15 protein-coding genes are annotated in these 14,638 nt (G+C 68.0%); 9 read left to right on the forward strand and 6 right to left on the reverse strand.

Annotated elements, in window-relative coordinates:
- Positions 1 to 17: 17 nt before the first annotated feature.
- The 3 genes from MLE64_RS01300 to MLE64_RS01310 are packed head-to-tail and all read right to left on the reverse strand — an operon-like array spanning position 18 to position 1,754.
- Positions 18 to 320 (reverse strand): YbaB/EbfC family nucleoid-associated protein, encoded by a 303-nt coding sequence (locus tag MLE64_RS01300; protein ID WP_243293418.1) that lies wholly within the window; start codon positions 318 to 320, stop codon positions 18 to 20.
- 1 nt (position 321) lies between these two features.
- Positions 322 to 840, reverse strand: a complete 519-nt coding sequence (locus MLE64_RS01305; RefSeq protein WP_243314969.1) for a DUF2062 domain-containing protein — start codon at positions 838 to 840, stop codon at positions 322 to 324.
- On the reverse strand, positions 837 to 1,754 hold the full coding sequence (locus MLE64_RS01310; RefSeq protein WP_243314971.1) for a thiamine-phosphate kinase: 918 nt from the start codon (positions 1,752 to 1,754) through the stop codon (positions 837 to 839). The genes MLE64_RS01305 and MLE64_RS01310 overlap by 4 nt, the downstream gene beginning before the upstream one ends.
- Positions 1,755 to 1,888: 134 nt before the next feature.
- On the opposite strand from MLE64_RS01310, the gene MLE64_RS01315 reads away from it, so the two are divergent.
- The 4 genes from MLE64_RS01315 (at position 1,889) to MLE64_RS01330 (ending at position 5,216) form a co-directional block, all read left to right on the forward strand.
- Entirely contained in the window at positions 1,889 to 2,143 is a 255-nt protein-coding gene (locus tag MLE64_RS01315) for a ferredoxin (protein ID WP_243314980.1), read from the forward strand.
- 104 nt (positions 2,144 to 2,247) lie between these two features.
- Entirely contained in the window at positions 2,248 to 2,697 is a 450-nt protein-coding gene (locus MLE64_RS01320) for a GatB/YqeY domain-containing protein (RefSeq protein WP_243314982.1), read from the forward strand.
- A gap of 204 nt (positions 2,698 to 2,901) precedes the next feature.
- Positions 2,902 to 4,743, forward strand: a complete 1,842-nt coding sequence (locus tag MLE64_RS01325; protein WP_243314983.1) for a proline--tRNA ligase — start codon at positions 2,902 to 2,904, stop codon at positions 4,741 to 4,743.
- Positions 4,743 to 5,216 (forward strand): hypothetical protein, encoded by a 474-nt coding sequence (locus MLE64_RS01330; RefSeq protein ID WP_243314985.1) that lies wholly within the window; start codon positions 4,743 to 4,745, stop codon positions 5,214 to 5,216. The genes MLE64_RS01325 and MLE64_RS01330 overlap by 1 nt, the downstream gene beginning before the upstream one ends.
- Before the next feature lie 76 nt (positions 5,217 to 5,292).
- Here the strand turns inward: MLE64_RS01330 and ndk are convergent, their stop codons facing one another.
- Complete coding sequence (ndk, locus tag MLE64_RS01335) at positions 5,293 to 5,712, reverse strand: nucleoside-diphosphate kinase (protein WP_026853946.1); 420 nt, start codon at positions 5,710 to 5,712, stop codon at positions 5,293 to 5,295.
- A gap of 139 nt (positions 5,713 to 5,851) precedes the next feature.
- On the opposite strand from ndk, the gene secA reads away from it, so the two are divergent.
- Together secA and rapZ are read left to right on the forward strand one after the other, a co-directional pair.
- Positions 5,852 to 8,470: a preprotein translocase subunit SecA gene (gene secA / locus MLE64_RS01340; protein ID WP_243314987.1), complete on the forward strand. Its 2,619-nt coding sequence runs from the start codon at positions 5,852 to 5,854 to the stop codon at positions 8,468 to 8,470.
- A gap of 109 nt (positions 8,471 to 8,579) precedes the next feature.
- Positions 8,580 to 9,431, forward strand: coding sequence for an RNase adapter RapZ (gene rapZ / locus MLE64_RS01345; protein WP_243314991.1), 852 nt, complete (start codon positions 8,580 to 8,582; stop codon positions 9,429 to 9,431).
- On the opposite strand, the gene MLE64_RS01350 is transcribed toward rapZ, so the two are convergent.
- Both MLE64_RS01350 and MLE64_RS01355 read right to left on the reverse strand, forming a co-directional pair.
- Positions 9,432 to 10,565, reverse strand: coding sequence for a saccharopine dehydrogenase family protein (locus MLE64_RS01350; protein ID WP_243314993.1), 1,134 nt, complete (start codon positions 10,563 to 10,565; stop codon positions 9,432 to 9,434). It lies immediately after the preceding gene.
- The gene (locus tag MLE64_RS01355) at positions 10,562 to 11,992 is read right to left on the reverse strand and encodes an APC family permease (RefSeq protein ID WP_243314995.1); all 1,431 of its coding nucleotides are present in this window, start codon (positions 11,990 to 11,992) and stop codon (positions 10,562 to 10,564) included. Before MLE64_RS01355 ends, MLE64_RS01350 begins: the two co-directional genes overlap by 4 nt.
- Before the next feature lie 48 nt (positions 11,993 to 12,040).
- Between MLE64_RS01355 and mltG the strand changes: the two genes are divergently transcribed.
- Genes mltG through MLE64_RS01370 form a run of 3 tightly spaced genes read left to right on the forward strand, consistent with a single transcriptional unit; the run spans position 12,041 to position 14,616 of the window.
- On the forward strand, positions 12,041 to 13,057 hold the full coding sequence (gene mltG, locus MLE64_RS01360; protein ID WP_243314998.1) for an endolytic transglycosylase MltG: 1,017 nt from the start codon (positions 12,041 to 12,043) through the stop codon (positions 13,055 to 13,057).
- Positions 13,050 to 13,829 (forward strand): TlyA family RNA methyltransferase, encoded by a 780-nt coding sequence (locus MLE64_RS01365; protein ID WP_243315001.1) that lies wholly within the window; start codon positions 13,050 to 13,052, stop codon positions 13,827 to 13,829. The genes mltG and MLE64_RS01365 overlap by 8 nt, the downstream gene beginning before the upstream one ends.
- Positions 13,830 to 13,866: 37 nt before the next feature.
- Positions 13,867 to 14,616 carry a site-2 protease family protein gene (locus MLE64_RS01370; protein ID WP_243315003.1) on the forward strand — a complete coding sequence of 250 codons (750 nt, stop codon included), beginning with the start codon at positions 13,867 to 13,869 and terminating at the stop codon, positions 14,614 to 14,616.
- Positions 14,617 to 14,638: the final 22 nt, after the last annotated feature.

The raw sequence follows: 14,638 nt of genomic DNA on the forward strand, positions 1-14,638 counted from the left end.
CTGACAGCTGATGGCCATCAGAGCCCCAGCCCGGGGATGCCCAGACCCGCGCCCATGCCGCCCATCTGCTTCTTCATGGCCTCGTCCACCTTGGCGGTGGCGTCGCGGAAGGCGGCCATGAGCAGGTCTTCCAGCATGGAGGGATCCTCAGGATCCATGGCGTCCTTGGCGATGGAGAGGCCCATCAGTTCCTTGGAGCCGTTCAGGGTGACCTTCACCAGCTCGCCGCCGGCGGTGCCCTCGATGCGCAGGTTGGCCTGGGCCTCGGCGAGCTTCGCCTGCATCTGCTGAGCCTGTTTCATCAGGAAGCGCATGTCCATGTCAGTCTCCGGAAAGAGGGGTGGGAACCGGTTTCGGGCCGCGCAAGCGGTGCGCCAGCCGCAGCATCAGAAAATATCCCACGGGGATGGCCAGCGCGCTCAACACGAAACCGCCCAGCAGATAGGGCACCAGGATGGGCTTGAGCATGGCGGCCGCAGCCTCGAAGCCCTCGCGGGTGGTGAAGCTCTGCCAGCCGAAGCTCTTCCAGTCCACGCCGCTGAGATCGAGGTGCAGGCCGCGCCCCAGCAGCACGTTGCCGAACAGGGCCGAGCCGGTGGCCATGGGCACCATGGTCCAGGGGTTGTTGGTGAAGGCGCCCATGAAGGCGAGGGGCCGGTGCAGCTTCTTCGCCAGGGCACAGAACAGGACGACCAGACCGGTGTGTGTGCCCAGCAGCGGGTTCCAGGCGATGGCGAATCCCAGGGCGAAGCTCCAGGCCAGGTGGTGCGGCTCCAGGTCGGGGTCTGCCAGGAACCGCTTGGTTCGGGCCCAGATGTGCGTCTTGTCGTGGTGCGTCATGAAGGTCCGAAGTGGTCGAAGCTGAGGTCGGGCAGGGGGCGGAGCGATCCTCCATCATAGGCCAGGAGGGGTGATTCCCCGCGGGGCAGGACCGCGCCCACGGGAATCAGCGGCAGGCCGAGGCGCTTCTCCAATTCCGCCGGAGGCAGGGCGGCGCCGAAGCAGCGAGCGTAGTCCTCGCCGCCGCGTAGCGCATCCTCGTCCAGGCCGGGTTCCACGGCGATGCTGAGTCCCGAGGCCTCCGCCAGGTTGCGAAGGTCCCGACTGAGGCCATCCGACAGGTCGAGACAGGCATGGACCTCGGGGATCTCCGCCAGGCGTGGGCCCAGGCCCAGACGCGGGTGGGGCGCCAGATGGGCCTCCAGATCCGCGTCGGGCTTCGCCGGGTTCCAGCGCTGACCCGACTGGAGCTTCCGCAGGCCCCGCAGGCTGGCACCGGGGCGCTGGTCGACGAAGATCCGGTCACCGGGCCGCAGGCCGTCCCGCCGCAGCCAGCGGGCGGCGAAGCCGAAGGCCGTGAGACCCAGGCCCAGCCCCGCGGGCCGGCCCACGGTGTCGCCGCCCAGCACCTGGACACCGGCTTCGCGGGAGACCCCGGCCAGGCCCGCCAGGAAGGTCTCCAGCCAGTCCCCGTCGATTTCCGGGCCCAGGGCCAGCGTGAGGGTGTAGCCGAAGGGCCGGGCCCCGGAGGCATCCAGGTCGGAGAGATTGACCATCAACAGCTTCCGGGCCAGAAGGTCTGGGGGGTGCCAATCCAGCCGGAAGTGCTGGCCGGATTCCATAAGGTCCGTGGTGACCAGCAGGGTCTGGCCCGGCGGGGTCGCGGGCAGGGCGCCGCAATCGTCCATGAGCGTGCCGCCGCCGGGCAGCAGCTCCCGGATACGGGCAAGAATTCCCGTTTCCTTCAGGCGCATGGGCGGACCTCCGTCACAACTCCAGTCTCCCACGCCCCTGGAGGCCAGGCGACGCTTGGTCCGAGGCCCGCGCGATGCTAGGTTGATTGGGTTCGCCCCTGCCAGGGCCCCCATTGAATCTCGAGGAGACGACCATGGCCATCACCAAAGTCTGGATCGACGAAGGCTGCATCGTGTGCAATGCCTGCGAGGCCGAGTGCCCCGACGTGTTCCACGTCACCGACACCAGCTGCAACATCAACGGCTCCGTGCGCGAAGACGGCGTCGATTCCGAGAACCGGGACGAGCAGAGCCCCCTCTCCGGCAGCTTCGGCACTGATCTGGAGGCCAGCATCGAGGCCGCCGCGGCCGGCTGCCCCGTGGAAGTCATCAAGTTCGAGAAGGCCTAGGGCTGAAACGGCTTCGCCGTTTCAGATGAGAACGGGCGCCAATCGGCGCCCGTTCTGTACTTCGAGATGCAACTGCGTCACCATGGAAGTCCCCGGAGGTTCCCATGCTCAACCGTCTGCAGGCCGATCTTAAAACCGCCATGCTGGCCAGGGATGCCGCCCGGACCCAGGTACTCCGCATGGCGCTCGCCGCCTACAAGAACGAGGCGGTGGCCAAGGGGCTGGGCCCGCAGGGGACGCTGGCGGAGGCCGACGCCCTGGCCGTCCTCAAGCGGCTGGTGAAGTCCCGGGAGGACAGCATCGCCCAGTTCGAGAAGGTGGGCCAGGCGGAGCGGGCCGCCCAGGAGCGGGCGGAGATCGAGCTGCTGAATCCCTACCTGCCCGCCATGCTGGAGGGTCCGGCCCTAGAGGCGGCGGTGAAGGCCGCCATCGCCGAGACGGGGGCCGCCACGAAGAAGGACATGGGCCTGGTCATGAAGGCCATGCAGGCCGCCCACGGCGGCGCCTTCGACGGCAAGGCCGCCAGCGCCCTGGTGCAGAGCCTTTTGAATTGAAACCGCGAAACACGCGAAAAGGCGCGAAAGAATGCCGGGCTCTTGGCCCGGGCTTCCATCTCTGACCTCCGGAGGCGATCCGATTCCTTCTCGCTCAGGTGCTTCCGCGTAGGCCCGCAGGGCCTTTCGCGCCTTTCGAGGTTCGGCATTCCTGGCCCGGATGTGGCCGCTGCCTGGGTTAGACTTGGAGATTCGAGGCCCCTGATGAAGCAGTCGAAGCTCCTGATCCAGACCCTGCGCGAGACGCCGCGCGATGCCGACGTCGTGAGCCAGCAGCTCATGATGCGGGCCGGCATGATCCAGAAAGTGGCCGCCGGCATCTACAGCTACCTGCCGCTGGCCTTCCGGAGCATTCGCAAGTTCGAGGAGATCGTCCGCGAAGAGCTGGCCAAGGACGGCTGCCAGGAGCTGCTCATGCCTGCGGTGCTGCCCGCGGAGCTATGGCAGGAGAGCGGTCGCTGGAAGTTCTACGGCGACGAGCTCCTGCGCTTCTGCGACCGCAAGGCCAAGGCCGAGATGGCCGAGCGCCGAGCCCGGGGCGAGAAGCCCGACGAGCGCGAGTTCTACAACTTCTGCCTCGGCCCGACGCACGAAGAGGTGATCACCGACATCGTCCGGAAGAATGTGCGCAGCTACAAGCAGCTGCCCATGAACCTCTTCCAGATCCAGACCAAGTTCCGCGACGAGCGCCGACCCCGCTTCGGCCTGATGCGGGGCCGCGAGTTCACCATGAAGGACGGCTACTCCTTCCACGTGGACGATGCCTGCGCCGACCGCGAGTACTGGGCCATGTTCAATGCCTACAAGCGGATCTTCGGCCGCCTGGGTGTGAAGTTCCGCCCGGTGGAGGCCGACAGCGGCGCCATCGGCGGCAGCTTCACCCACGAATTCCATGTGCTGGCGGGCAGTGGCGAGGATGCCATCCTCAGCTGCGACGCCTGCGACTACACCTCCAATATCGAGAAGACGGAGGCTCCGGCGCTGTCTGTCGGCGATCACGGGAAGGCCTCCGAGCTGAAGAAGGACCACTTCCGCACGCCGGGCGTGGTGGGGCAGGTGGAGCAGGCGGCGGGGATGATCGATGCGGACCATCCGGACGGCATGCCCATCACCCAGACCAGCAAGTTCTTCCTCTACCGGGCCACCTTCGCGGACGGAACCACGAAGCTGGTGGGCGCGGTGCTGCGGGGTGACCACGAGGTCAATCCCGTCAAGGTGAAGAACGCCATCGGGGCAGCCGAGATGGAGATGATGCCCCTGGAGGAGGCCGAGGCCTTCACCGGCGCCAAGAGCGGCTTTATGGGGCCGGTGGGCCTGAAGGATGTCCAGTTCCTGATCGACCGCAGCCTGGAAGGCGCGGTGAACCTTACCTGCGGCGCGAACCACACGGACTACCACCACTTCGGGCTGGACCCCGTGCGCGACCTGCCGGGCTGCACCTACACGGACCTGCGCATGGCCGCCGAGGGCGACACCTGCACCCGCTGCGGGAAGGGGACGTACCAGGCCTTCCGCGGCATCGAGGTGGGCCAGGTCTTCAAGCTGGGGCTGAAGTATTCCAAGAGCATGGGCTGCACCTTCCTGGACGAGCAGGGCAAGGAGAACCCCATGGTGATGGGCTGCTACGGCATCGGCATCACCCGCACGGTGGCCGCCGCCGTCGAGCAGAACTACGACGCCGACGGCATCATCTGGCCCTGGCCCATCGCGCCCTACCAGGTGCACATCGTGTGCCTGGACCCGGCCAATCCCGAGGTGTCCGGCGTGGCCTCCCAGGTCGAGCAGGATCTGGAGAAGGCCGGCTTCGAGGTGCTGCACGACGATCGCGAAGGCATGAGCCCCGGCGCCAAGTTCAAGGACGCGGACCTGCTGGGCTTCCCCCTGCGCCTTACAGTGGGCGCCAAGGGCCTGAAGGACGGCATCGTGGAGCTCCGCGACCGCCGGACCAAGGAAGTCGTCAAGCTCAAGCCCGAGGCCGCTACCGCGGAGGTGGCCGCCGCCCGCGACCGCATCATGCAGGAACTGGAAACCGCAGGGGGCCGCTGATGGCCGAGGGCCGGGTCCACCTCACCACCTTCATCGAGGGGGTGCTGGTCCACGGCCGACAGACGCCCTACGTGCTGCTCGTGCCCTCGCCCCACGCGCCGAACCGGGGCCTGCTCATGCCGGTCCAGATCCCATGGTCGCCGGGCTTCCTGCCCACAGCCCTGTTGAGCGCGCAGATCGAGGCCGGCTGGGGCATGCCCTATCGGTTCGTGGACAGCTCCAAGCTCCCTGTGGTGTTCGACGAGCGCACCAGCCGCCTGCCGACGCCCTGGCTGCTCCGCCTGGAAGGTCTCGAAGGCCAGCAGCGCCTCTACCTCAGTCACCTGCTCCGCACCAAGGCGCCCGAGGACCTGGTGCCCCCGCCCCCCACCGGTGGCCAGTGGTTCAGCGAGAAGACCCTCCAGAGCGCGGACCTGCAGATGGGCGTGCGGCGCCTCTGCCAGGCCGCCCTGCAGGCGGTGATGGAGGGGTGAGGCTCCGTCCATTTTCCGTTCATACGAAAATCGGCGCCGTTCGGCGCCGATTTTCGTTGGGGCTTCGCCCTGGGGATCAGAACTGTTCGAAGGCGTTGAAGAAGTAGCTCACCTCGAACTTGGCGCTCTCGGGCTTGTCGCTGCCGTGGGTGGCGTTGCGGCCGATGCTGGCGCCGAAGCGCTTGCGGAGGGTGCCCTCGGCGGCGTTGGCCGGGTTGGTGGCGCCCATGAGGTCGCGCCAGCGGAGGATGGCGTTCTCGCCTTCGAGCACCATGATCGCCACGGGACCCTCGGTCATGAAGGCCTCCAGCTCCGCGTAGAAGCCCTTGCCCACGTGCTCGTGGTAGAAGCCCTGGCAGATGGCGGGCGTGAGGCGGGTCAGCTTCAGGCCCACGATCTTCAGGCCGCTCTGCTCGATGGCGGTGAGGATCTCGCCCATGTGGCCGTCCTTCACGGCGTCGGGCTTGACGATGGCAAAGGTGCGTTCGAGGGCCATGCTTTCTCCATTTTCCAAACGATCAGTTTGCCTGGGCAGGGTAACTTCGGCAACCAAGGAGGCTTGGGATGCCGCACCTCCGCTGGGAATCAGGGACCCGTCAGGCTACAATCAATGGTTTACGCGACTGGACGGGTCCATGATCGACAATCTCCTGAAGAAACTCATCGGTTCCAAGAACGACCGGGAGCTGAAGCGGTTGTGGGCCAAGGTCCAGACCATCAACGCCCTGGAACCTGAGATTTCGGCGCTGAGCGACGAGGCCCTGAAGGCCAAGACGCCCTACCTCAAGGAGAAGCTGGCCAACGGCGCCACCCTGGAGGACATCCTGCCCGAGGCCTTCGCCGTGGCCCGGGAGGCCAGCAAGCGCGTCCTCAAGATGCGGCACTTCGACGTGCAGCTCGTGGGCGGCATGGTGCTCCACGAGGGCAAGGTGGCCGAGATGAGGACGGGCGAGGGCAAGACCCTCACCGCCACGCTCCCCCTCTACCTCAACGCCTTGGCGGGGAAGGGCGCCCACCTGGTCACCGTGAACGACTACCTGGCCCGGCGCGATGCCGAGTGGATGGGCCGCCTCTACTCCTGGCTGGGCCTCACCATCGGCGTCATCCAGCACGGCCTCGACGACCAGGAGCGCCGCGACGCCTACGGCTGCGACATCACCTACGCCACCAACAACGAGCTGGGCTTCGACTACCTCCGCGACAACATGAAGTGGGACCTGGAGGAGTTCACCCAGCGCGGCTTCCACTACGCCATCGTCGACGAAGTGGACTCCATCCTCATCGACGAGGCCCGCACGCCGCTCATCATCGCCGGCAGCAGCGAGGAGGACACCTCCAAGTACTTCCGCATTGATGCCATCGTCCCCAAGCTCAAGCTCGAGGTCGACTACAAGGTGGACGAGAAGGACCGCCAGGTGATGCTCACGGATGACGGCATCCACCGCGCCGAGCAGCTCCTGGGGGTGGCGAACCTCTACGATCCGGGCAGTATCGAGACCCTTCACGGCCTCAACCAGGCCCTGCTGGCCCACAACCTCTACAAGCTGGACGTGGACTACATGGTGCGTCCCAAGGAGGACGGCAAGGGCATGGAAGTGGTCATCGTGGACGAGTTCACGGGCCGCCTCATGCCGGGCCGCCGCTGGTCCAACGGCCTGCACCAGGCCATCGAGGCCAAGGAAGGCGTGGAGGTCAACGCCGAGAACCAGACCCTCGCCACCGTGACCTTCCAGAACTTCTTCCGCATGTACGGCAAGCTCGCCGGCATGACGGGCACGGCGGAGACCGAGGCCACGGAGCTGCACTCCATCTACAAGCTCGACGTCATCATCGTCCCCACGAACATGCCCATGGTCCGCAAGGACTTCGCGGACACGGTGTATTCGACCCGCAAGGGGAAGAAGAAGGCCATCGTCGAGGAGATCCGGGAGCTCCACACCAAGGGGCAGCCGGTCCTGGTGGGCACCGCCAGCATCGAGAGCAGCGAGGACCTCGCCGACGCGCTCAAGACGGCCCGCATCCCTCACGTGGTGCTCAACGCCAAGCACCATGAGCGCGAGGCCGAGATCGTGGCCCAGGCGGGCCGCAAGGGCGCCGTCACCATCGCCACCAACATGGCCGGCCGCGGCACGGACATCATCCTGGGCGGCAATCCCGAGGGCATGGCCCGGCTGGAAGCCAAGAAGCAGGGCATCGCCCTCTACGACGAGGAGGGACTCGAGACCGCCGAATTCTCCGCCCTCGTGGAGCAGATGCGCCAGCAGACCGCGGCGGAGCACGAAGAGGTGGTGAGCCTGGGCGGCCTGCACATCCTCGGCACCGAGCGCCACGAGAGCCGCCGCATCGACAACCAGCTCCGCGGCCGCGCCGGCCGCCAAGGCGATCCCGGCAGCAGCCGGTTCTACCTGTCCCTCGAGGACGACCTGATGCGGATCTTCGGCGGCGACCGCATCAAGAACCTCATGGGCGCCATGGGCATGAACGATGACGAGCCCATCGAGGCCGGCATGGTCACCCGGGCCATCGAGCGGAGCCAGAAGCGGGTGGAAGCTCATCACTTCGAGATCCGCAAGCACCTGCTCGAGTACGACGACGTGATGAACAAGCAGCGCATCTTCTTCTACGGCCTGCGCACGGAGATCCTCAAGGGCAACACCAAGGACTACGTGCTGCGCGTCGCCGGGGAGATCGCCGAAGGGCTCGCCAACGACTTCCTGCAGGACAAGGGCGAGCGCGATCTCGCCGGGTTCCGCGAGCGCGTGGAGCAGCTGTTCACACTCTCCGGCGAGGAGGTGGACGCCGTCGGCCACATGCCCCAGGCCCAGGCCAGCGAAGCGCTGATCGCGCTGGTGCAGAAGTACTACGAGGGCAAGGACGAGCGGTTGGGCGGCGAGGGCATGCGCAGCTACGAGCGCTGGTCCATCCTCCAGATCATCGACGCGGCCTGGAAGCGCCACCTGCTGGTCATGGACCACCTGAAGGAGGCCATCGGCTTCCGCGGCTACGGCCAGAAGGATCCCCTCGTGGAGTACAAGCGCGAGAGCTACGAGTATTTCGAGCAGATGCGCTTCGGCTACGAGGACGAGATCATCTCCTACCTCTACCGCGTGGAGCCCCAACCGGCCTACACACCGGACGAGGATCTCTTCCGGGGTCCCGGCGAAACCATCGAGCTGGGTCCCGACGAGCAGGGCAACGCCCCCGACGGCATCCAGCGCGTGCTGCGCTTCACGGCGGGCGGGCTGGAGGACTGAATTCCTGGCCGTCAGCTATCAGCTCTCAGTTGCGCATTGCGGCGGGCCCCGGCCGGGGCCCGCTGTTTTTACTGATGGCTGACAGCTGACAGCTGATAGCTTCTAGTCCATGGAACTCATCGTCGTCACGGGACTCTCCGGCGCCGGCCGCCACTCGGTGCTGGGCGCGCTGGAGGACAGCGGCTGCACGGCCCTGGACAACGTCCCGCCCCGGCTCCTGGAGCCCCTGATCGAGCTGGAGTCGAAGCTCCGGCCGGGCCGGGAGCGCCTGGTGGTGGGGATGGACAGCCGCCAGGCGGACTTCGCGCAGGCGTTCGGCCCGCTGCTGGAGCGGCTGGGCGCCAGCCAGGTTCCGGTGCAGGTGGTCTTCGTGGAGGCGGACGACAGCGTGCTGCTGCGCCGGTATTCCGAAACCCGGCGCCCCCACCACCTGGCCCTGCTGGGCTCCGCGGGCGAAGGCATCCAGCGGGAGCGGGAACTGCTCGCCCCGATCCGCGCCCTGGCCACCACCATCCTCGACACCACGGGCCTGAGCCTGGCGGACCTGCGCCAGCGCATCGCGACCCTGGTGCCGCAGCTGCCGACTCGGGGCACGGCGGTCCGCCTCCTCAGCTTCGGGTTCAAGAAGGGCGTGCCGGCGGATGCGGACGTGGTGCTGGATGCCCGCTTCCTGCCCAATCCCTACTACGTCGAAGCCCTCAAGCCGCTCACGGGGTGTGATTCCCCGGTGCAGGAGTACCTGCTGGAATCACCAGACTTCCGGGAGTTTCTGGAGCGGGCGGAGTCTTGGCTGCGCTGGTCCCTGCCCCTGGTGCGCCAGGAGGGCCGCGCCTACCACACCCTTGCCATCGGCTGCACCGGCGGCCAGCACCGCTCCGTGGCCCTGGTGGAGCTGCTCGCCCACCGGCTCCGGAACGACGTGGCCGCCCTCACGGTGCGCCACCGGGAGCTGAACGGCTGATCAGGATTCGGTGAACACCACGCCGCGCTTGGCGAGCTCCCCCCGGATGAAGTCCCAGGCGCCGGGCTCCTGGCCCAGGAATTCCGGCGGGTTGACGCCCTGGTGTGAATAGCCGCCCCGGGCGAGGAGCCGCACCGCGGCCGTGCAGGTGTAGCCGGTGGTCCGGGCCATGGAGGTGGTCTTCGTGGCGGGATCGTAGCGGTCGAGCAGGTTCAGCTCCCGGCGCATGCGCTGGCCGTCCTTGAGGCCGGATACGGTGACCCGCATGACCGTGAAGTCCTCGTCGCCCTCCTCCATGAACCACATGGGGAAGAGCAGGGCGGTGGTGAGGTCCAGCGGGCTGATCTCCACGCCGGCCAACTGCAGCTTCTCCTTCCGGAAGAAGCCGGATTCCCGCAGCATGCGCATCTTTTCGATGTGGCCGGGGTAACGGAGCGTCTTCTCCTTCATGTCCGGCACCTGGGGGAAGCTCCGGATGAGGCTGCGGAGCCCGTCGGTGTTGAAGGACTCCAGGGTGCCCAGGCCCTCGAAATCCAGCAGCTCAGGCTCCGAAAGTGCGGGCAGTGTCACCATGCGGCCGTCCTTCACGTAGCGGGCGGGCCGGGTGTACTCCTCGATGACGTCGATGGGGCTGAAGCCGGCTTTGTATTCGTAGGGCCAGGTCCGCACCGCGGGCAGGCCGCCCACCAGGCACTCGAAGGTGTCCACGTGGTCCCACTGCCGCGCGGTGTCGCCCAGGATGATGTTGCCGCAGCCGGGCGCCACGCCGCAGTCCACGATGGCGGTGAGGCCCTGGGCCTTGGCCAGGGCGTCCAGCTCGAAGCAGTCCTCGTCGAAGAAGGAGATGTCCACCAGCGGCTTGCCGGCCTCCAGGACGGCCCTGGCCGTGGCGAAGCCCATGAAGCCGGGCACGGCCCCCACCACCAGGTCCGCGTCCGCCACGGCGGCCTTTACGCCATCCGGCGTGGCCAGGTCCGCGGGGCGCGTGGCCAGTCCCGCCCCGCGCATGCGGGCCAGGGCGGCTTCGGAGCGGTCGGCGACGGTGACTTTGAAATCCGGAGCGAGATCCTTGGCCATGGCGCCGCCGACGCGGCCCGCTCCGAGAACGACGACATGGGTCACCGGGTGGGTCACGGGAGACTCCCTTCAGGGGCCGCGGCGCGGGGCTTCACGGCGAGGTAGACCGGCCAGCCCAGGGCCACCAGGGCCAGGCCCGGCCAGGAATAGCTGGGACGGTGGATGAACAGGGCGCCGATGATGGCGAGGGCGCCGAAGAGGTACAGCCCCGGGACGAAGGGGTAGCCCCAGACCTTCACCGGGCGCTCGAGGTCGGGCCGCCGCCAGCGCAGGAGGAAGATCCCCCCCACGGCCAGGACGTAGAAGAGGATCGTGGGCAGCATCACGAAGTCCAGCAGCTGACCGTAGGTGCCCGTGAGGGTGAGCGCGCAGGTCCAGAGCGCCTGGATCCAGAGGCCGAAGCCGGGAACCCCGTGCTCGTTGAGGGTGGCCGCCTTCGGATAGAACAGGCCGTCCTCCGCCATGCGCTGGTAGACGCGGGCGCCGGAGAGGATGAGCCCATTGAGGCAGCCGAACATCGAGATGAGGATGCTGCCGGCCATGATGAGGCCGCCGCCGCTGCCCAGCAGGGCCTGGAGGGCCGCGCTGCCCACCCGGTCCTGGGGGGCGTGGGCGATGCCGGACGGGCCGAGCACCCGCAGGTAGGCCGCGTTGGCCAGGATGTAGAGGCCGCAGACCAGCGTGGTGCCCACGAGCAGGGCGTAGGGGATGGTTCGCCTCGGCTCCTTCACCTCCCCGGCGATGAAGGTGATGGCGTTCCAGGCGTCGGCGGAGAAGAGGCTTCCGGTCTGCACCACCAGCAGGGCTGTAAGGAAGGGCAGGGCGGCGCTGTCTCCAGCGACGAAGGCGGCCTGGGAAGGGGCCACGGCGGGCTTCAGCAGCAGGCCCAGCAGCACCAGGGCCGCGAGGCCGCCGATCTTGGCCACGGTGAAGAGGTCCTGGATGCGGGAGCCCAGCTTCACGCCGTAGAGGTTCACGGCGCTCAGCAGCAGCACGACCGCGATGCCGGACAGGCGGGAGGGCGTGAGGCCCAGGTGGTAGGGCCCCACGGCGATGGCATGGGTGACCTTCATCAGGGGCACGTCCAGGTGGGGGCCCATCCAGGCCGAATCGGTGACCGCCGGCAGGAAGCTGCCGAGGTACTTCCCGAAGCCCACGGCCACGGCGGCGATGGTGCCGCACTCGATGACGACGAAGAAGGTCCAGCCGTAGAGGAAGCCCACGGCCGGGCCGTAGGTCTCCCGCAGGTAGGTGTACTGGCCTCCGGCCTGGGGGAACATCCCCGCCAGCTCCCCGTAGCTGAGGGCCGCGAAGAGCGTGAGCACCGCCGTGAGGCCCCAGGCAGCCAGCAGGAAGCCTCCTGAGCCCCCCGTCCGCACCATGTCGGCCGCGACGATAAACACGCCCGAGCCGATCATCGAGCCAGCGATGAGCATGGTGGCCGAGAACAATCCGACGTGGCGGCGGTAGCCGGGGGCGCTCATTGGGTTCCTTGGGTGGATGGATCCACGCTATCACGGCATTCTGGAGGCATGGCGCGTTCTTCCATGTCCCTCAGGCTCTTCCTGGCCATCCTCATCCTGGCCGCGGCTCCGGCGGCGGGCGGCTGGTGGGCCTGGAAGGGACGCGGACCCCTGCGCCAGGAGGCCACCGTCCTGGTGAGGAAGGGCGCCAACATCAACCAGATCGCCGACCAGCTGGAGCGGGATGGGGTGATCCGGTCCGCCTCGCTCTTCAAGCTCTGGGCCCGGGCCCGGAAGCTTCAGCTCATCCGCGGTGAGTACACGTTCGAGCCCCGGGCCAGCCTGTCGGACGTCACGGGGAAGCTGCGCCGGGCGGAGATCCACTTCACTTCGGTGTCCATCCCCGAAGGGGCCCACGCCTGGGCCGTGCAGAAGCGCCTCAAGGACTTCGTGCCCGAGGATGTCTTCTGGACCCTGTGGAAGAGCCCCCGACTGGCCCGCACCGCCGGGTTCGAGGATGCGGAAAGCCTGGAAGGCCTCGTGGCGCCGGCCACCTACAAGCTGCACCACGCCATGGAACCCGAGGAGATCATGCTCATGCTCGTGGAGGCTTTCCGGAACCAGGTCCGGCCGAAGCTCGAGGGCGGCCCGCTGCCACCCTACGAGACCCTGATCCTGGCGAGCCTGGTGGAGAAGGAGACGAAGCTGCCGGAGGAGCAGCCCAAGGTAGCGGGCGTCTACCTGAAGCGGCTGAAGATCGGCATGCGCCTCCAGTGCGATCCCACCAGCCTCTATGCCCGGTGGATCACCGGCGACCTGCGCTTCACGGCGCCCACGCCGGAGGACATCCGGCGGCCCAGCCGCTTCAACACCTACACCGTGAAGGGCCTGCCGCCCACGCCCATCGCCGTTCCCAGCCCCTCGGCCATCGCGGCGGCGAAGGAGCCGCTCTCCGGCAAGGACCTCTACTTCGTGGCCACGGGCAGGGGCGGCCACAGCTTCGCGGCGAACCTGCGCGACCACAACCGGAACGTGGGGACCTACCGCAAGGAACTGGCCCGGCAGAAGAAGGCGATTCGTGGCTAAGGTCCGGCTGGACCAGCTCCTCGTGCAGCGCGGCCTGTGCGAGACCCGCGCCAAGGCCCAGGCGCGCATCCTGGCGGGCGACGTGCTGGTGGGCGACCGGCCCATCACCAAGGCGGGCACCGCCGTGGACGAGGCCGCGCCCATCCGGCTGCGGGGCGATGCGCTCCCCTTCGTGAGCCGTGGCGGGCTCAAGCTGGCCGGGGCCCTGGACCGCTGGGGCATCGATCCCATGGGCCGGATCTGCTTCGATGCCGGCGCCAGCACCGGCGGTTTCACCGACTGCCTCCTCCAGCGCGGCGCGGCCAAGGTCTATGCCGTGGACGTGGGCACCAACCAGCTCCACTGGAAGCTGCGGAGCGATCCGCGAGTGGTGTCCATGGAGCAGGTGAACCTCCGCACCTGGGACCCGGCCGCCATCCCCGAGCGATGCAGCCTCCTTGTGGCGGACTTGAGCTTCATCTCCCTGCGGCTGGCCATTCCGCCGGTGCTTCCGAGCCTCGAGCCCGGCGCGGAGGCGGTCCTCCTGGTGAAGCCCCAGTTCGAGGCCGGGCGCGAGGACGTGGGCGCGGGCGGCATCGTCCGCGATCCCGCCGTCCACCGACGCGTGCTGGTGGAAACCTGGACCTTCTTCGAGGGCACGGACCTGCGGCCGCTGGATCTGGCCGAAAGCCCCATCAAGGGGGGGGAGGGCAACACGGAGTTCCTCCTGCGGCTGGGCCTGGGCGCCACCGCCGGGGACCTCGGTCGCGCCCTGGCCGCTTTGGGGCTCTGAGCCGCAGCTTGTACACTGGGGGATTGCCGGAGCCCAGGTGTTCGACAGCCTTTCCATCCCCACCATCCTCGTCAGCTACGTGGCCCTCCTCTTCAGCCTGAGCGTGCACGAGGCCAGCCACGCCACGGCGGCCTACCTGCTGGAGGACGACACGGCGGCGCGGCTGGGCCGGATGACCCTGAACCCCCTTGCCCACATGGACCTGCTGGGCACCTTCGTGTTCCCCCTGCTGGGTATGGCCACCGGCTTCCCCTTTATCGGCTGGGCCAAGCCCGTGCCCGTGGATCCCCGCAAGCTGACCCGCCGCTTCACCCAGCGCGTGGGCTACGCCTTCGTGGCCAGTGCCGGGCCGGCCTCCAACCTGGTCCAGGCCGTGGTCTTCCTGGGGATCATGTTCCTGGTGGTGAAGGCGGTGGCGCCCGTGCCTGAGATGGAGTTCCGGGTCTTCGCCCGGTCGCTCCTGGCCAGCAAGGTGGAGAGCCTCCAGGTGCTTCAGCTGGGCACGACCACCACGCTCTTCCTGGCTCTTCTGGGCCGCCTGGTGCTCATCAACATCGGCCTGGCCCTCTTCAACCTGCTGCCCATGGGACCGCTGGATGGCGCCGGCATCCTGCGGGGCTTCCTGCCCTGGCGATGGCTGCCGAAGTTCGACCGGGTCCAGCCCTGGATGGGCGGCATCCTCATCGTGTTGGCCCTCACGGGCCTCCTGGGCTACGTCCTGGGCCCCGTGTTCGGGCTGGTGTTCTACGGCATTGAGCTCGTCGCCCGCCTCGTTCTCCATTTCTGATCCACGCGCACCCTCGGAGCTT

The organism is Geothrix paludis (genome assembly GCF_022808815.1).
Lineage (GTDB): Bacteria > Acidobacteriota > Holophagae > Holophagales > Holophagaceae > Geothrix > Geothrix paludis.